At 58.5% G+C, this 17606-nt stretch carries 11 protein-coding genes and 4 pseudogenes; 2 read left to right on the top strand and 13 right to left on the bottom strand.

The genetic code is table 11. The features are described 5' to 3' along the window. Window positions 1-2: 2 nt before the first annotated feature. From C8264_RS19250 to C8264_RS19240, 3 genes and pseudogenes are all read right to left on the bottom strand, one after another. Entirely contained in the window at window positions 3-1544 is a 1542-nt protein-coding gene (locus tag C8264_RS19250; RefSeq protein ID WP_108462608.1) for an ABC transporter substrate-binding protein, read from the bottom strand. Window positions 1545-1820: 276 nt separating this feature from the next. Further along, window positions 1821-2185: pseudogene (locus C8264_RS19245) on the bottom strand (transposase); the annotation flags it as partial. Between the two features lie 166 nt (window positions 2186-2351). Then, a pseudogene (locus C8264_RS19240) lies at window positions 2352-2927 on the bottom strand (IS630 family transposase); the annotation flags it as partial. A gap of 66 nt (window positions 2928-2993) precedes the next feature. On the opposite strand from C8264_RS19240, the gene C8264_RS19235 reads away from it, so the two are divergent. Continuing rightward, a complete protein-coding gene (locus C8264_RS19235; RefSeq protein WP_108462606.1) occupies window positions 2994-4025 on the top strand; it encodes an IS110 family RNA-guided transposase in 1032 nt (343 codons plus the stop codon). 239 nt (window positions 4026-4264) lie between these two features. On the opposite strand, the pseudogene C8264_RS19230 reads toward C8264_RS19235, so the two are convergent. From C8264_RS19230 to C8264_RS19220, 3 genes and pseudogenes are all read right to left on the bottom strand, one after another. Next, window positions 4265-4768, bottom strand: a pseudogene (locus tag C8264_RS19230) (winged helix-turn-helix domain-containing protein); the annotation flags it as partial. Between the two features lie 448 nt (window positions 4769-5216). Further along, on the bottom strand, window positions 5217-6032 hold the full coding sequence (locus C8264_RS19225) for a hypothetical protein (protein ID WP_108462605.1): 816 nt from the start codon (window positions 6030-6032) through the stop codon (window positions 5217-5219). A 738-nt stretch (window positions 6033-6770) separates the two neighbouring features. Further along, a complete protein-coding gene (locus C8264_RS19220; protein WP_108462604.1) occupies window positions 6771-7580 on the bottom strand; it encodes an alpha/beta fold hydrolase in 810 nt (269 codons plus the stop codon). A gap of 234 nt (window positions 7581-7814) precedes the next feature. Here C8264_RS19220 and C8264_RS22670 point away from each other — a divergent pair. After that, a pseudogene (locus C8264_RS22670) lies at window positions 7815-7984 on the top strand (IS110 family transposase); the annotation flags it as partial. A 191-nt stretch (window positions 7985-8175) separates the two neighbouring features. On the opposite strand, the gene tnpB reads toward C8264_RS22670, so the two are convergent. The 7 genes from tnpB to C8264_RS19175 form a co-directional block, all read right to left on the bottom strand. Beyond that, window positions 8176-8343 (bottom strand): IS66 family insertion sequence element accessory protein TnpB, encoded by a 168-nt coding sequence (gene tnpB / locus C8264_RS23010; protein ID WP_108462603.1) that lies wholly within the window; start codon window positions 8341-8343, stop codon window positions 8176-8178. Between the two features lie 616 nt (window positions 8344-8959). Further along, a complete protein-coding gene (locus C8264_RS19200; RefSeq protein ID WP_108462601.1) occupies window positions 8960-10579 on the bottom strand; it encodes a GMC family oxidoreductase in 1620 nt (539 codons plus the stop codon). A 363-nt stretch (window positions 10580-10942) separates the two neighbouring features. Continuing rightward, window positions 10943-11728 carry an SDR family NAD(P)-dependent oxidoreductase gene (locus C8264_RS19195; RefSeq protein ID WP_245893391.1) on the bottom strand — a complete coding sequence of 262 codons (786 nt, stop codon included), beginning with the start codon at window positions 11726-11728 and terminating at the stop codon, window positions 10943-10945. Next, a complete protein-coding gene (gene denD, locus C8264_RS19190) occupies window positions 11712-12698 on the bottom strand; it encodes a D-erythronate dehydrogenase (RefSeq protein ID WP_108462599.1) in 987 nt (328 codons plus the stop codon). The genes C8264_RS19195 and denD overlap by 17 nt, the downstream gene beginning before the upstream one ends. Before the next feature lie 20 nt (window positions 12699-12718). Further along, window positions 12719-14659 (bottom strand): D-apionate lactonase family protein, encoded by a 1941-nt coding sequence (locus C8264_RS19185; RefSeq protein WP_108462598.1) that lies wholly within the window; start codon window positions 14657-14659, stop codon window positions 12719-12721. Between the two features lie 12 nt (window positions 14660-14671). Beyond that, the gene (locus C8264_RS19180; RefSeq protein WP_108462597.1) at window positions 14672-15640 is read right to left on the bottom strand and encodes an ABC transporter permease; all 969 of its coding nucleotides are present in this window, start codon (window positions 15638-15640) and stop codon (window positions 14672-14674) included. Beyond that, entirely contained in the window at window positions 15637-17553 is a 1917-nt protein-coding gene (locus C8264_RS19175; RefSeq protein WP_108462626.1) for a sugar ABC transporter ATP-binding protein, read from the bottom strand. The genes C8264_RS19180 and C8264_RS19175 overlap by 4 nt, the downstream gene beginning before the upstream one ends. Window positions 17554-17606: the final 53 nt, after the last annotated feature.

Below are 17606 nucleotides of genomic sequence, written 5' to 3'. Positions count from 1 at the left end.
CCTTATTGCTGTAGCCACGCCGCGGACAGCAGCCAGTTACCGTTCAGCTCTCTCGAGAGGCCCATAACTTTCTTGCTGGCGATCACATGCTCGCGCTGGCCGACCAACGGCATTTGGATCGCTTCATCGACAATGATTTGCTGAAGCTCGCGGTAGTAGCCGTTGCGTTCGTCGTCAGGGATGGTTGTGCGGATTTTGTCCACGACGTCGAAGAGCGCCGTCTGACCGGTATGGTCGGCGCCGGCATCCCGGCCGTAACGGTTCGGAATGTCGCTATTGGCGCGTGGCCCGGTCAGCCTATGGAGCGCAAGCTCATAATCATGCCCGTAGACTTTGTCGGTCCAGGCAAGGCGCTCGAGGAGTTCGATCTGGATTGGGATACCAGCAGCTTCCCACTGGGACTGCAGAATCTGGGAAATCGTGGTGTCAGGGTCACGCTGGATCAGGGTCATGGTCAGCGGCGGCCCGGAATAGCCGGATTCCTTGTAGAGCTCGGCAGCACGTTCGGGATTGAATTCGTAGTCCTTCAAGTCAGGGTTATATTCCTGAGCATAGTCAGGGAAGATCCCATGCATGACCATGCCCGTACCGGGATAGATCACTTGGAGTATCAGGTCGCGGTCAATAGCGGCGGTGAGCGCCTTGCGCAGCAAGACGTTATCAAACGGCGGCCGGGTCTGGTTGAACGATAGAAGATTGTAATTGGTCGCGATGTTCGGAACGAGCTCAAGTTCTGGATTATCCTCGATCCGCTGGTAGTCGCGCGGCTGAACCGTGTCTACGAGATGCACCGCGCCGGATTCTGCGGCAATCACCTTTGTGACCGCGTCAACAATGATCCGCAGTTCTACTCGATCCAAATAGGGAAGCTGCTCGCCATTCTCGTCCTTGCCCCAGTAACCGTCGTATCGCGAGAATTCGATGCGGTCGCCGCTCTGCCATCTGTCGAACTTGAACGGCCCAGTTCCCACTGGATTTCGGGCGAAGTCGGCGCCCAAGGCCTCCATAGCGGTGGGAGATGCAATCATCCCCATTTCATTAGCAATACTGGAGATAACAATCGAAGATGGCTGCTTGAGCGTCAGCCTCAGGTCATATTCACCCAGAACTTCTGCGCCCGCCAAGTCACCTAGGAAGGTGGCGTTTCGCGTTCCGATAGCCGGGTCGATGGAGCGGTTGAAATTGTACGCTACGGCAGCCGCATCGAGCGTGGTGCCGTCATGGAACGTCACACCTTCGCGGATTTTGAAATCGATGGACAATCCATCATCGGCGATCGTCCATTCCGTCGCAAGCTGAGGAACGAGGGTGCCATCGCCGCTTTGATAGAAAAGATTCTCATAAATAGTGCGGAACGCGATGATATCCTTGCCGGGTGCGTTACCAAAGCCCGGGTCCATGCTTGTAGGCTCGACGTCGGTCGATTGCACGACCAGCCCGCCGCGGATCGGGGTTAGCTCGTCCTGAGCAAACACCACTACCGGCGATGACATGCTTATCAATGCGCCTAATATTGCTGTACCACGAGTGAAAAGCTTAAGCATTATTCCTCCCTATGTTTGTCCGCGGGCGTGCAAAAAAGCCTTATGACGCCGCTGCGCCAGTCGCGTAGACTTAGAGCGTTCCTTCCCACTTACTGGAGAATTGGGAACGCTCCCAACGCTATGGAGTGCACCCGTACATGTCAAGCGAAAATATGAATGCTGAAGTGGATGGTGGAGCGCACCTATTTATGGTGGTGAGAAGACCGGGTACATTTAGGCGGACTGCCCTCGTCAGAACGAAATCGATCCTTTCCCGGGCGGGGCAGGTCATACATTCTTTGGGCGCGCGAGATGCAGGGCTTCCTTGAGGATCTCGGCTTCCATGATCTGCTTGCCCAGCATGCGCTCGAGATCACGCACCCGTTTCTCGAGTTCGCGCACCTAGGGGGCACCCACAACATCTTCATCAGCCTGAACGGCCAGATGGCCACCTTCGAGCATGCGGCGCTTCCAGGCAAAGAGTTGGGATGGGGTATGCCGGCCTGCCGTGCCCTACAGGAAATGCTCATGCCCGGCTGCATGGCTTCTTCCACCAGTCGAACCTTCTCGGCGACTGACCAGCGTCGACGACACTGTACGGAAGTAATGACCTCGACCCGTCGAAACGGCTCATCGGAATTCCTGGACATAGTCGTACTCATAGGCGCATGCCTAATCAGCTATGCCAACTGTCCGGTCGAAATACGGTACGCTCCAAATCCCCCCATCAGGCAGGCCCTCGCACGAAAAACCGCTAAAGCCGCGGAAAGCAACAGAATCGCATCTCCGGGCACAGGTCTCATTAGGAGCTGCTTATACCAAAGGCGCTCATGATCGACCAGTATGTGCCCATTCACGCATCCCGATTGATGTAATGGTTGAGGGCTGTTCGAGGAGGTTTTGCCAAGCTTTGCAGGCGGCATCGATGATGGCGTCGTAGGTGTCAAAAACCTGATTGGAGAGCCAGTTCTGCCGTAGGTAGTGCCATACGTTCTCGACCGGGTTCAGTTCGGGCGATCGAGAGGGCAGGAAGATCATCGTCATGTTCTTGGGGACGGCGAGATTGGCCGTGGTGTGCCATCCGGCGCGATCAAGCAGCAGCACGGCATGGGCGCCCCTTTGGACATTTCGGCTAATCCCATCAAGGTGGAGTTGCATAGCGAAGGTATCGGCATAGGGCATTGCCAGCCCTGCCCCCTTGCCTTTGGCCGGACAGATGGCGCCGAACAGATAGGCGTTTTGATAACGCTGATCTGCCGGTTGCCGGGGGCGAGTACCGCGCTTCGCCCACAGCCGTACGATGCCATTTTTCTGGCCTATGCGAGCCTCGTCCTGAAACCAAATTTCTATGGGCTTGCCTTTGGGGAGGTGGCCAATATGGGCGTTCAGGGCTCGCGGGAAATTTATGGAATGGCTCGCCCCTGCATTGTGCCACATGTTGGCAGAATTATTCAGGGAAGGAGTAGAGCGATGGAAGTCGTAGTTCTCGGAATCGATCTTGGAAAGAACAGCTGTAGCGTGGTTGGGCTGGACCAAGCCGGTCGAGTCGTTCTTCGTCGGCGCATGAGGCGGGAGAGCGTCATCAAGCTTGGTGCAAGTCTTCCTGCCTGCACAATGGCAATGGAGGCCTGCTGCGGCGCCCACCACCTCGGACGCATTCTGGAAGCGCAAGGGCACAAAGTTCGGCTGATGTCGCCCGAATACGTCCGCCCCTATGTCAAAGCCCAAAAGAACGATGATCGCGATGCCGAAGCGATCGCGGAAGCGGCCACTCGCCCGACCATGCGGTTCGTTGAGCTCAAGGACGAGGAGCAGTTGGATATGCAGACGCTCCATCGTGCCCGTGATCGCCTGGTTGGAGAAAGAACGGCGCTGATCAACCAACTCCGCGCCATCCTTCTGGAGCGCGGGATTACCGCACCGCAAGGCCGCAGAAAACTGGCGATATGGCTCGATCTGGCTCGGAGCAATGGCGAGCTGCTACTCGGCCGAAGGGTCGCGGTCCTGATCGAGGACATGCAGGCACAGTGGAGCGAGCTCGACCGGCGCATTCAGGCCTTTGACGAGGAGTTCAAATCCTATGCCCTGGCCGATGCTGCCTGCCGGCTGCTGACCTCCATTCCTGGCATTGGTCCGCTCAATGCCACGGCCTTGACCGCTTCAATCGGTGAAGCTCAGCTTTTTACACGCGGCAGGGATCTGGCGGCCTGGCTAGGACTGGTCCCGAGGCAAATGACAACAGGTGGGAAGCCCAGGATGCTCGGCATCACCAAGCGGGGAAACAAGTATCTGCGCAAGATGCTCATCCACGGCGCCCGTGCTGCCTTACCGACGCTTTCGAGCGCTACAACCCCACTCGGTGCATGGTTGCGCGGTCTTTTAGGACGGGCGCACAAGAACACCGTTGTGGTTGCGCTTGCAGCAAAGCTGGCGAGGATCGTGTGCGGCGTCCTCAAGAGCGGGCGTCCATTTGACCACGGCGTGACACCAGCCGCGGCCTGATTGAATAACAGCCCAGAACGCTTACACGTCGAGGGCTGTCGGGATCTGCATGTGGTATGTGAAAGATGGCCTGACAGTCGATCGGCGCTTCGAAATCCTGGTTAAAAAAATGGCGTTCTCCGCCGTGAAATTTATGAGGATCGAAGCGCGCGAAGCTCCATCTTGGCCGGGCTTTGCCCGAGACCGGATACGTTGGCGCAGACTGCTCGGACCAATCCCACAAAGCACTTGCAGACGGGGCGAGCCATACGTTTTTTAAATGCCGCGATTACCCCGGCATCCTGACCGGGATGTTGCGGTCGGGAGCTCATGTGCGAGAATCCCAGCTTCTTGAGAAGCGCACCGACATGACGCTCATGATAGTCGACGCCGAACCGCTCTTTGATGACCCGCTGCAGGTCAATTCGGCGCCACCGGACAACGCCATCCACTGCCAGGTTTGGGCCAGCTTGGACGATCTCGACTAGTTCCGCTTTCTGCTCCTCTGACAAACGCGACGGCGGGCCGGCGGACCAATGATCGAACAATCCGTCGGGACCGCCCGCATTGAACCGATGTACCCAATCACGAAGTGTCTGTCGGTCCATGCCACCCATCCGGGCGGCATCGGCTCGGCTCCTGCCGTCCAAGACCGCGGCCAGCGACAACAACCTTCGGCTTTGATTGGCATCTTTGCTCCGAGACGCCAGACGCCGAAGCTCCTTGGACGAATAGTCTTGCCGCATCCTAACCGTCAACGACATGGGCGAATCTCCTCCGCCCTATGGAATCAGCAATCCTGTCCCGTGGATATCACGAACGAGTCAGACACAAGCGCCGGTGGTATTATTCATGGCGCGGGGCTGCATAGTTCATATGAACCGATCAAAAGATCGGACTAGCCGAGTGGCTTGATGCTCTCGAGCAGAAATCACGCCAACAAGGTGGCTGTCGCACTGTCCGCAAAGTAGTGGGAATGGAATGAGCCATCATTGTACGGCTTGGTGCCATGTACGACCGACGAGATCCGATTGTTGCGTGAGGGCGCTGGTCTGAAGAAAGAGAGGCTCGAGAACGTGAAGACGAAAGGCTCGATTAACTCTTTATAAACCCTGCTCAAAAACGTGGGCACTCCCCCAGCGGTTAACCGGCAAGGGACTACCCGTGGAGGCGTATACACATGCGATTAGAGACCGCTAAGGACACGTTCAATCAGAGGCAGAGGTTGCTGCCTTTGGTTGTGAGAAAGGTAACCAGCTGCAGAGCCCGCGACCCCTCACATGCGCCCATTCGCGCAGCATTCCGGTTAAGGGCGGAGACTACTCCGTCCATCAAAGTGGATCGCCCATCACCGATGCGGGCAGTGAACGAACTTACAGAAGCTGCAGCTATCCCTAGCTCATCCAGGATGGGAAAACAGGCGATCCCGGCATGATCCACTCCGAAGCTCGCATCGTTAAACAGCACCATTTTCGGAGAAATTCTGCCGGCATATCCAGCAGAAGGCTGTCCTCCGTGCGAGCCTGTGGCAATTATTTTGCCCCTGTCGCTTTCGCGGGCGAGCGCAACAGAATCCACCGTTACCACGTCCAGACCCTCGACCGACACGACATGGCGTGTCTCTTGCATTTGCTCGGGCCAAGAAGTTGCCGCGCGCGCATCACGAAGTAACTTAGCCGCTTTCTCGCAGCTCATCCCAATTTCAACGCCACACTGTTTCGCAAATCGGTTGACCCGGCTTATGCGGCCTCTTTGCAGCATGTCATCTCCGTCACCGATCCTAGCTGTCCGACCATCTACCGCAGCCATCGCAAAACCAAACTGCTCCGCCCATCGGAGCCCTCCGACGCCTGCCTCTTCCAGGCCAATACCCGCATCGTGCAGAATGGCAGCGTGCGCTCTCGCCTTGAGTGTCAGGAACGTGGTGAACGGAGCTGCGTGAGAGCCGCCAATAACAATCGTGCCCTCCGACGTTTGATCTAACTTCGTAACAGTGCGCACGACCAGTATCGGGATATCTCGGATCATTGGCATTGCTCCGTGTCTGCGCGGCGCGTGGATGGGCGTAGGTAGGCACCATAGACCCCTTGGACAAGCAGGCAAGTCACACCTTTGCTCAAGTGCCTCAAACCGTCAATTGAGAGCTGACACGGCGCGAACCTCCCCGGCTTTTCTCCACCGGCAAGCCGCGCGACTGTCTGTGTGATTCGTTCGAGTGGTTGCGATAGCGATAACTAAACCCTAGATCCTCGATGCAATCCAGGAGCATTCCGGCGCGTTGTTGTCTACGGATCTATTCCGCCGAAGCTGGGGTCCAGCGGCGGCACAAATTTTGCGCAAGTCTTGCTCATCGATATCGTATCCATCCGGGCGAGATTCTTGAAGACAACCCCTTACCTTCCATTATCGTCTCCGGCCACCGCAGAATATCGCCCATTGAAATTATCACAACCAAGTTCTCTCGAGGTGTACTTGTACGCTGCCTGTGGATGGGTCGCGATTTCAGTACCGGACGGCGAAGCTCCGCCAATAGAATCGGGTGAGATGGCGGGCGTTGGATAGGGTTTGCCGCTACGAATTTAATATCTCGGCTTTCGGAACTCGCAACACCATTCTCGTTTAGTCACCACTTCTATCAGTGTGCCTCGCTGTACAAGGGTTATCGTTGATGCGATGCTCTCAGGGTACAGATACATTCCGCTTGTCTATTGGGTCCATCCTGCTGGTCGGACTTGTTCCCCTGTTCCACAGGTCCAAGCGCACTTTCTAACGCCGCAAGAAGTCGAGCATAAGAACATTCACCTCCTTGTGGCGCTCGTATTGAACCCAATGGCCGGCCTCCGGAATCGTGTAGAAGGGAGTGTTGGGGTGGAACGACCGCAACAGCTGGCAGCGATCTGATATGTAACCGCGCGCTGTAGCATCATCTTCGCCCCAAATACCGCAAAGGCGGCCTTCATATTCTCCGAGCACGTCATGAAGGAGGCCCAAACTTGATAGAGGACGGCTCTTCACCCTCGCCATCCGTGTATTACTCGCTTGTATATCTACCGAAGTGCTGTCGATCCGCGATGGGTCGCTGAACATAAACACTGCAAGATTATGAAGATGAACGGCTCGCCTTTCAACTTCGCTGCTGAGGTGCCGCCAGGGCAGAAGCTGGACAGGGGGCGGCCGCCGGACCCTCAAGCCGCCGCTTCCAACCAGTATCAGTGCTTTCATACGAGAAGCACAAGAGCGAACCATCGCCGCCGCAACTGATCCGCCGAACGAAAACGCACCTACAGCATACGCTTCCTGTGATCCGATAAGCTCATCTAAGCCTGCAAGTATCGGCCGGGCAATGGATCCTAACGAGTGGAGGTCGTCCGGGTCATCCGACTCTCCAAACCCAGGCATGTCCGGCGCGAGCACCCAGTATTCCTTGGACAGTTCTTCGATATTTCGAATCCAGTGCTTCCATGTTCCATACCCGCCGTGCAGCAACACAAGCGGAGGGCCATGACCTAAACAATGCCAGGCTACCCGCACCTCACCACAAATCGTTTGAACTCGTTTCATACTGCCAATCTGCATCGAACCTGCTCTCCGCTTGATCGTGTATTAGCTTGGTGTAACTGAGGCTGGGTCTCCACGCATATCCGGCTTGGCCGGGCTGGTCAGGGTGCGGGACCTCCGGCAAGCTGACGGGGAGATCATTGCTCAATGTGGCGACAGATGCCAGATGGGGTGGATGCCAGCCTTTTCCGGCGCCAGCGTTCGGTGCAAATTCGTTCGGATGAAAGGTACGCAAAGGAGAGGTAAGCGTCCATGAAAACGGTCACCATCATCGGGGTCGATTTGGCGAAGAACGTGTTTCAAGTGCACGGAGCGGCAACTGATAGATCAGTAGTTTTCCGCAAGAAGCTATCTCGGTCGCAGTTCCACAGGTTCATGGCAGCGCAGCCCCCTGCATTGTCGCAATGGAGGCGTGCGGCAGCAGGCCTCGTTGTACTGGCCGCCTTTGGTCATTAGTGCCCAACCGAAATATGGACAACCGGTCAGGCAAGACCTGGCAGGAAAACCAGTGGTGGGATGTGCACCTCGAGCGCCGTACCGTGTTGGACCTGACCCGCGCACTTCCATATGGCCCTCGGCCAGGATGAGGCCGCACTGCAAGGCCGGACACACGTCAGCACCGGACCATCTTGTTCATGTTCAACAAGAGACTTTGCTTGCATTCCCTGGGGCGTCCATACACATCCCACCAAACGACCTTGATCCGATCCGCCTGCCTGGCGCGGAACACATAAAGCGAGCTGTTGAACGGACCGGCTCCGGCACTACGCACCAGAACCAACCGAGCCGCCCCGTCCTTTCCGGAAGTCTACAGGTTGGCTGGCCAGGAGCACCTTCACACCACAGGGGATCATACCGAGCGCACGGCGCGAGGGACCCGGCGCAGGTAATCCTCATAAATATCGGCGCCAACCGGATCAGCAGGCCACCAACGACAAGCTCGATGGCAGCAGCTGCCATTGTTCCCGAGCTTGTCGCGCTCCTGCCAGCCAGCTTTACCTCGGCCTTGTCGGCGGCATCAAACCGCCAGCCGAAACAATTGCGACGGTAATTTCCCGATCTCCCGCCCCAGCGCTAACCCGTTCGCCCAGGTTCGAGTCTTCGTGCAACCATCTCTGCCTTGAAATTGTCTGACCACCGCCGACGGCGTGCAACTGGAGCGCCTTCAAACCTATTCGGCATAGCTTCGATCAGATGAAAACTTCTATCCGCACGAGCAGTCGCAGACGTAGAACACGACGCCCATCACCAACGACAGGATGCCCATTACCGCAGCTCTATCCGGCTAAACAATAGTCAGCTTTGCGTTTACCGCGTAGATCGCTACAGCGCGGGCATGCTAGTGGGCTCATTTCTCTGTTCTACCTGCTGGACTCATCGCAATTGATTTTGCGGTTTCAGTGCTGCCTGGCTCCCGCTTGCTCTAGGATAGCGGCAGACGCCTTCTCCGCGATCATAATGGTGGGAGAGTTGGTGTTACCCGATGTGATGAACGGCATGGTGGAGGCATCCACCACTCTGAGGCCCGCGATACCAAATACCTTGAGCGACTTGTCGACAACCGCCATTGGATCGCCAGCAACACCCATACGCGCGGTACCAACAGGATGGAAGATCGTGGTTCCGATATCGCCAGCCACCTTGGCCAGATCGCTATCGGTCTCCAGATGCGCCCCGGGGCGGAATTCCTCAGCGCGATAGCGGGACATGGGAGGCTGGCTCATTACTTTGCGGGCAATGCGGATAGATTGTGCGGCGATCTCTTTATCTTCTTCGGTCGAAAGGTAATTGGGGGCGATTGCCGGGGCGTCGCTCGCCTCCGCCGAGCGGATATGAACGGAGCCACGGCTGGTCGGGCGCAGGTTGCAGACGCTTACTGTAATGGCCGGGAAATTGTGCATGGCATCGCCGAACTTGTCGAGCGAAAGCGGCTGAATGTGGAACTGGATATTGGGAGTTTGGTGCTCAACGGAAGAGCGAGTGAAAGCGCCCAGTTGCGACGGCGCCATGGTGAGCGCGCCACGACGGAGGAACAGGTATTCGGTGCCCATCAGACAGCGCCGGATAAGCGACCGATAGAGCATGTTCATGGTTGGAACATCCGACACCTTAAATATCGGGCGGAGCTGGAGATGGTCCTGCAGATTGGCCCCGACGCCTGGCAAGTCATGGACTACGCCGATGCCGAGGCCCTGTAGCCGAGCGCCTTCCCCGATGCCGGACCGTTCGAGAATAGCGGGGCTGGCGACAGCGCCGGCAGAGAGGATGACTTCCCGGCGGGCCCGAATTGTGCTCGGGACAGCGTCACGCGTCAGCTTAACGCCAATTGCCTTTCCCTGCTCCACGATGACGCTCTGGACCAGAGCGTTGGTGAAAACAGCAAGATTAGGCCGCTTGAGCGCCGGTGCAAGGAAGCCGCGAGCGGCGCTCCAGCGGCGACCGGTCTTTTGGTTCACGTCAAAGTAGCCGCAACCTTCATTGGTGCCTGTATTGAAATCTGACGAGCGCGGAATGCCGGCACTTTCAGCGGCTTCGATGAAAGAATCGAGCACCTGCCAGCGCAGACGTGGCTGTTCGACGCGCCATTCGCCACCGGTGCCATGCAGTGGGCCTTCACCGCGCCAACTGTCCTCATGCTTCTTAAAAACGGGTAGAACCTCATCCCAGCCCCAGCCTTCGAGACCCATGTCGCGCCACCGGTCGTAGTCAGCGGCTTGGCCGCGCATGTAAATCATTGCATTGATGGACGACGATCCCCCAAGCACCTTACCTCGGGGATAGGCGAGGTCGCGACCATTTAGGCCAGGGCTGCTCTCCGTCCTCCACAGCCAGTCAGAGCGCGGATTGCCGATAGCGAAAAGGTATCCAACCGGAATATGGAACCAGATCCAGTTGTCGTGGCCACCGGCCTCTAGTAGGGCGACGCTGTACTTGCCGTTTTCAGACAAGCGGTTAGCCAGAACGCAGCCTGCAGAACCGCCGCCGCAGATGACGAAATCGAATTCCTGGTCTGGCATAAGCTACTTCTCATCGTAATCGGTTGTATGTGGGGAAGTTTATGCGGAATGGGGAAACCTTCAGATATCCCGCGAAAAGCGCGTAAATCTAGCAATAACGCGATTGACTGGAGGAGCTCGCGCTTTTTCTGGGAGTAGAGCGCATAAGCTCGGCCCGCGTATTCGGATCGGATCATGCTTCGGTCAGTCGACGCGTCAATGGAAAGTTCCCATAGGCCCGAAGTTGTGCGAGCGCCTTCGAAGCATCCTCAGCTCCGTTTACGAGCTTCGCTACAATGTCCGCAGTACCCAAACCGGTCGTCGAAATGACGATGCGGCTTTGGGAAATGCCGCCTGCCATCCTCCTGCGATGTGTGCAATAGGTTATCTTGCGAGAAATCCCCCGTCGACTGGAAGTGTATGCCCCGTGATCATCGCGGCCGCAGGAGAGGCGAGGAAGCCTATGGCGTGCGCAACTTCCTCTGGCTCGGCAAGCCGCCGCAGCGGTGTCATGTCCTTAATTCGCTCCATCAGTTCCGGCTGTGCAAGCAATGGAGCGATGAACGGGGTGCGCACATAAGTCGGTGCCACTGCGTTTACGCGGATATGGTGTGCTGCCCATTCCACGGCCAAGGCTCGCGTCATGTTGACCAGCGCCCCTTTGGTCGTCTGGTAGGAGATATTGGGGTAAAGCCCGCCGCCCGACAGCCCCATGATCGAGGCCGTATTGATGATGCTGCCCGGTCGCGCCGCCGCGATCATCTGCCTCGCAGCCGCGCGGGCGCAGAGGAAGCTTCCGGTGACGTTGACGGCGGCGACCCGATCCCAGTCGTCGAGGGGATGTTCAAGGGCGGGGTGGCGCAACGCTATGCCGGCGCAGTTAACCAGAATGGAGATGTTGGACACGGCATCGAAAGTCTGCTCCACGGCACCAGCGTCGGTTACATCGAGTGCCAAGGCCGTCGCTCCGGGGATGTTGGCGGCTGCGGCCTCCGCTTGATCAATGTTCTGGTCCAAGATCACCACGCCGGCACCCATAGCAGCCAGTAGCTCGGCGGTGGCGAGACCGATGCCGCTGGCACCGCCGGTAATCACCGAAATCTGGCCGTCGAGGCGATAGTGGAGGTCGCGCTGAGAGTTGGTCATGTCCTGCTCACGTGAGAGTGCCACCCAGCTCATCCTCGATATGGTTGCGGATTATCTCGTCAAATGAGCCGTCTGCCACGAAGCCCAGCTCCAATGCTCGCCGTGCATCGAAGTCGCGAGGCCAGCCGGCGACGATTTCCTCGATCAGGGGATCGGGCTCCCGCCGGATGAGATTAACTGCCTTGTCCCCCGCGACCCTGCGCAGCGCTTCGATCTGCTCGCCCACGGTGGCCGACAGGCCCGGCATATTCAGGATGCAACGGTGCCCTACTGCCTGCAAATCGATTGTGGCTGCATGGGTAAGGAAATCGATGGCCCGCCGTGGGCTGACATGCCAGTGGCGAACGTCGTCGTTGACGGGCAAAACGGCCTCGCGTCCGACAAGCGGCTCGCGCAATATGTTCGAGAAGAAGCCGGAAGCGGCCTTGTTGGGACGTCCTGGACGGATGCAAACGGTTGGCAAACGAACGCCGATGCCGTCGAGGAATCCTTTTCGGCTATAGTCCGCAAGCAGCAGCTCGCCGATTGCCTTCTGCGTGCCGTAGCTGGTGCGTGGAGTTAGTAAATATTCATCATTGATCTTGTCCGGGAACGGTGCGCCAAAGACCGCGATCGATGAGGTGAATACAACACGCGGCCTGTGAGGTGTCTGCTGGGCCTGCTCTAGAATGGCATCGAACAGGTGACGAGTTCCATCAAGATTAATGGCATAGCCCTTCTCGAACTCGAGCTCGGCTTCACCGGACACGATCGCCGCTAGGTGAAAGATCACGTCAGGACGGCTGGAAAGCCACTCCCGGGCGGTTTCCTGCTGGGCGATATTGCCGCTTTTGATAACAACGGTGCCCCGGAAACCGACAGGTCCTTCGGCGGCGACAACATCGAGCAGGGTAAGTTGCTCTACCGGCTTGCCGCCAAGGGTGCCCTCGCGTGCTATGTTCTCCGCAAGCTTGCGCCCCACCATTCCGGCGGCGCCAACGATCATTACATGCATAAGTGACGACCTTTTCGTGTTCAGGCGAGCCGCAGGCGAACTATGCCGTAAGGCGCCATTGATATCTGGGTAGTATTGGCGGAGGCCAGTGCGTCCAGCAGTGTCGGATCGGCCAGTCCTTCAAGGAAATTACCGGCCTCCAGACGCGCGATCGAAACGGCCGGCCGTTCCAACTCTAGTTCAAGTGGCTGGTCGCCGAGATTGGCCAGCCAGAGTTCCAGGCCCTCTTGTGCGTTAGCGGCAATGCCCAGGATTTGGTTTTCCTCTGAGATATTCAGCTGGCGCATAGGCGCACCCCCAAGGCGGGCCAATCCACGCAACACGTGGTAGACGGGGAAAACTCCGCCTCGCTCGTCAAACACGGGCTGAGGAAAGTCGGCTGGGGCGTAAACTGCACCGGAGGCGCCGACTGGCGAGCCGAGCGCTATGGCAAATGCTCCTCCCGCCGAAAAACGCGCGAAATAGCCCAGCGCCCAAGCCGCGCCAAGCAGGCCCCGCTGACGCGGATCGTTCCGGTTCATCGCCTGGCGGATATTCTGCTGGTTCTCTTTGGGAGCCTCGCCATATGGGTTGGCGCGCATGCCGATGGCCGAAGGGCCGACCGCGTATGGCTGGCCCGAGGCTATGGCCTGCGCACTCCTGGCAATGGCCGGCAGCGCCTGCAAGGTCTCCATAACCGACCGGTCATCGCCGGCATGTACCAAAGCTGAAGTCGTGAAGCTGACGAAATCGAGCGTTTCCGTTGGCGGGCGCTTGCGGTTGAGCTCGGTGAAATAGCTGAACATACCACCGCCTACGCGGGCCGCGGGGAAGGCTGTTCTTGCTGCAGTGAAAAGGGCCACCGGGTCAGGCGCGGGCGGCCAAGGGCTACCGGGTAGGGTGCACTTGAGGTCGGGGGCAGGTGAAAGCATCACCGCGGAGAAGGGATTTTCCATCTCGGCGACCATTTCGCCCAATTGTGCGACTTCGACTTCTGCTCCATCAATGCTCGTGATGACGGCCTCGAGCCATGGCGTCGCACCGATGTCCCTAGCGAACGCGACCTGCGCTTCCAGTTCGGCCCGGCCGTGCCCGCGGCGCGGATCGTGATGGCAGACGAGATGATGTGGGCCAAGTTCGCGTAAAGCCCCGGAGGCTGACTGTGCCGCCTTGGTGTCGTCGGGATCCAGCCCCATGCCAAGCCATGGCAAGGACCCCAATTCGTGTCCAACCGAGACGTGGACAGGCTTGCCCGTAACTGAAGCAGGGACGGTACCGTCCACACCAACGGTGATCCGCTGGTCGATCGTCGTGCCCTTGGCCAGAGTGTATGGCCAGGGCAAGGCCAGAGGGCGCACATAGGTCTTGTAAGATGCGTCCGTCCAGTTGCGCTGGTCCTCCATCTCGAAGGTATCGCCTTCCATGAGGCAGGTGGTCCGCAGTGCGCCCTCGGCGGCCCAATGGGTCAGCTGACGCAGTTCCATCATGGGCTGCAACGGGTCGATGATCGAAGGGAAGCGGCTCTCGACCACACTTCCATCGACATGCACGATCTCGACCTTCTCGCCCGCAACGCCTTCGATCGGGTGCAGGATGACGAAACCGGTTCGGTTGGTCAGAAAATCGGTCTCTGCCGTCCCTTGAGCGGCAAAGACGAGCCTGCCGCTCGCCTCACCCACGATCTGCGCTTCGTAAAAGAAGGCCTGCGCGGCATCGGCGGCTCTAGCCTTGTAGCGCACGCTGAACCTGTCGCCGGTCTCATCTACTTCAAGGTCAGTGATTTCCGCGCCGTAGGTACCCCAGTCCTTGTCGCGCACGATGAAGGACACGGCACGGATCACCTCCACCCCATGGCATCGGACATAGCGCAAATTGCCGTTCTCAAGTTCCGCGGACAGCGGACCCGCCTTCAATTTGCGTGGGGTCGGAACAGCTTGTTCGGTTCCGAAAAGCCGGAGGCCAAGGCTAGGCTTGTTGCTCATCGTTTAGCTCCCTCATCGCCCCGAGCGCCAGTTGATGAGACGATCGGCCAGAAGCGCAACGATGATGATGGAGCCAATGGCAGTGCCTTGCCAGAAGGGCGAGACACTCATCAAGTTGAGGCCATTGCGGATCATCACCATGATAATGACCCCGATCAGCGTGCCTAGGATCGAGCCGCGGCCGCCATAAAGGCTGGCGCCGCCGATGACCACGGCAGCGATCGCATCGAGTTCCATCTGATTGCCGGCTAGAGGGTCAGCGGAGAGAATTTGGGCAATCGAGAAGGTAATCGCGACCGCTGCAAGTGCACCGGAGATCACATAGGGAAGGATTGAATAGAACAGGACGTTGAGTCCGGCCGCCCGGGCGGCCTCGGCGTTGGAGCCGACGGCATAGATTGTGCGGCCGCCTTTGGTGTAGGTGAGATACGCCCACGCCAACGCATAAAGCGCCAGTAGGAACAATACGTTTGCAGGCAGGCCAAATATGCTGGTGTAGACGATGTTGGACAACTCATACGGGATTGCCGAGATCGCAGTCTGTCCGGAGAAGATGTAGGCCAGGCTTCTGGCGATGGCCATCACGCCCAAGGTCACCACGAACGGCGCTAGTCCGAACACTGCAATGAGCACACCCGAAAACAGCCCAATGCCGCCGCCTGTGAACGCTGCCGCCAGGATCGCGAGGGGTATAGGCATCACCTGCAAGGCTAAACCCAAGACAATGCCCGTCAAGCCGGCGACCGAGCCGACTGAAAGATCAATACCGCCGGTCAGGATGACGAAGGTCATGCCGACGGCGACAATGCCTATCACCACCGATTGGTCGAGGATGTTGAGCAGGTTGTTTTGCGTCAGGAAATAGGGTGAGAGCAGCGACAGGATCACGCCCAGCACAAGGGCAAGACCGAGCATCCGCACTTCCAGGCTGCCAAGTATGCGCGCCAACCCGTTACTCTTGATAGCCGTATACGTGGTCATTGATCGACTCCAATAGGGGCTTCTGCGTTGGTGAGGGTGGCGACTCTGATGGCGATTTCATCGGCGTCGGGCAGAGGTCGATCATTGCGCACCGAAAGACCTATCCAGCCCAGGTCATGTCCGCGCTTATTGCGCATCGGGAGGAGCAACGTCGCCACGGCTTTGTCCGGCTCGGGCACAAAGCGGGATTCTCGCTTGGCCAGGGCCTGAGGTATTGCAGTCTGATCGTTCCGCGCTGCCTGTCCGGGCGCAAGATCTATTTCCGGGGCGTCCACGCTCGAAACAGCGCCTAGACAGATCAGCTCTTCGGTACCCAGCAAGGCCCAGAACGCGGTGCCGGCAAATTCCTTGCTCACACTTTGAAGGAACTGCACATTGCGTTCAGTCGAGGTTCTCGGGGCTGCGAGCAAGGTCAACTTCTCCTCGGTGAGGACGCTGCTCGGAAGGTCAGCGATCGAAAGTCCGTCGCTCATCACCACCACGCGCTCGCACACACCAAGTAGCTCGCTGAAATCCGACGAAATGACGATAACCGCTACGCCCTGCTCGGCGATGTCGCGAAGGATTGCATAGATCGAGCTCCTTGTGCCGATGTCCACCCCTTTGGTTGGCTCATCGAGGATCAGGACGGTTGGCTCCACCAGGAGCCACCGCGCAATGATGACTTTCTGCTGCATGCCTCCAGAGTATGTAAGCAGACTTGTGTCGAGGCGGTCCGGCGGAAGGCCCAGGCGTGTGAGCAGTTCGGTAATCTTAACCTGACGAGAGCCGTAGCCCAGCCCGACCCCGTTGCGCATGCCCATATGAGCAAGCAGGAGGTTCTCCTTGACTGTAAAATCGGGAACGATGTTCTGCGCCCGACGGTCTTCGGCGACCAGACCAATGCCCAGACGCATTGCTTCGGCCGGCGTTCGCGGGTTAATGTCCTTGCCATGCATCTGGATCGTGCCGCCGTCCCGAGGACGCAGACCGAACAATGCCTCTACGGCTTCAGAGCGCCCGGCGCCGATCAGTCCGCCGAGGCCAAGCACTTCACCACGGCGCACAGCGAAAGAGACATCGCGAACCGCCGGCTTGGCCGCAAGGTTCCGCACCTCGAGCACGGCAGGCCCGGCACTCGCTGGTGCTACGGGGTCGCGGCGAGCGTAGATAGCCCCCAGATCCTTGCCCACCATGTGCCTGATGATGTCTCCCTGCGCCAGCCCGGAGGTATCGAGGTTACCCGCGACCGTCTTGCCCTCGCGCATGACGGTTACCCGGTCCGTAATTGCGAGCACTTCCTCCAAGCGGTGAGACACAAAAATCAACCCGCAGCCGTCATTGCGCATACGGGACATGATGTCGAAAAGGCTATCGACCTCGGAGGGGCTAAGGGAAGAGGTGGGCTCGTCAAAGATGACAAGGTTGGCGTCAAGCGCAAGGGCCTTTGCGATCTCAACCAGTTGACGCTGAGCGGCAGAGAGCCGCCGGACCTCCGTGTCCAGCGCCAAGACGTGATCGTGGCCTAGGCGCGACAGGATTGCGTGGGCGCGCGTGTTGAGATCGGAGTAGGACAGCCGACCACGGGTGCCGAACTCCGGCATGAAGATGTTCTCGAGAACAGAAAGATCCGGTGCAAGGCTGGTTTCTTGCGCCACCAGAGCGATACCCGAGCGCAAAGCATCTCGTGTCGACCGGATTGCAAACGGCTTGTCACGATAGGTGATCGAGCCACTATCGTGTCTGATATGCCCGCTGATGATGCGCGACAAGGTGGACTTGCCTGCGCCATTGGCACCCAACAGGCCGTGGACCTCTCCGCTTTGGATTTCCAGATTGGCGCCGGCAAGAGCCTGCGTGCTACCGAAGCGTTTCGCGATATCGGATGCAGCAAGCATAGCCTGCCGGACAGTGCTTTCCGACGCTACGCTCATGTCCTGTGGATCTTTCTTTGAGCCGGCCCGCATCCGCAGGAACACGGGCCGGC

This window comes from Devosia naphthalenivorans, assembly GCF_003056355.1.
Taxonomy (GTDB): Bacteria; Pseudomonadota; Alphaproteobacteria; order Rhizobiales; family Devosiaceae; genus Devosia; species Devosia naphthalenivorans.
The sequence above is the reverse complement of the archived record's forward strand: the minus strand, read 5'-3'. Positions and strand labels throughout refer to the sequence as shown.

Excerpts from the sequence above, each read along its gene's own strand:
- C8264_RS19200 (WP_108462601.1), bottom strand. The coding sequence starts at position 10,579 with ATGCCAGACCAGGAATTCGATTTCGTCATCTGCGGCGGCGGTTCTGCA.
- denD (WP_108462599.1), bottom strand. The coding sequence starts at position 12,698 with ATGCATGTAATGATCGTTGGCGCCGCCGGAATGGTGGGGCGCAAGCTT.
- C8264_RS19225 (WP_108462605.1), bottom strand. The coding sequence starts at position 6,032 with ATGATCCGAGATATCCCGATACTGGTCGTGCGCACTGTTACGAAGTTA.
- C8264_RS19250 (WP_108462608.1), bottom strand. The coding sequence starts at position 1,544 with ATGCTTAAGCTTTTCACTCGTGGTACAGCAATATTAGGCGCATTGATA.
- C8264_RS19185 (WP_108462598.1), bottom strand. The coding sequence starts at position 14,659 with ATGAGCAACAAGCCTAGCCTTGGCCTCCGGCTTTTCGGAACCGAACAA.
- C8264_RS19175 (WP_108462626.1), bottom strand. The coding sequence starts at position 17,553 with ATGAGCGTAGCGTCGGAAAGCACTGTCCGGCAGGCTATGCTTGCTGCA.
- C8264_RS19235 (WP_108462606.1), top strand. The coding sequence starts at position 2,994 with ATGGAAGTCGTAGTTCTCGGAATCGATCTTGGAAAGAACAGCTGTAGC.
- C8264_RS19220 (WP_108462604.1), bottom strand. The coding sequence starts at position 7,580 with ATGCAGATTGGCAGTATGAAACGAGTTCAAACGATTTGTGGTGAGGTG.
- C8264_RS19180 (WP_108462597.1), bottom strand. The coding sequence starts at position 15,640 with ATGACCACGTATACGGCTATCAAGAGTAACGGGTTGGCGCGCATACTT.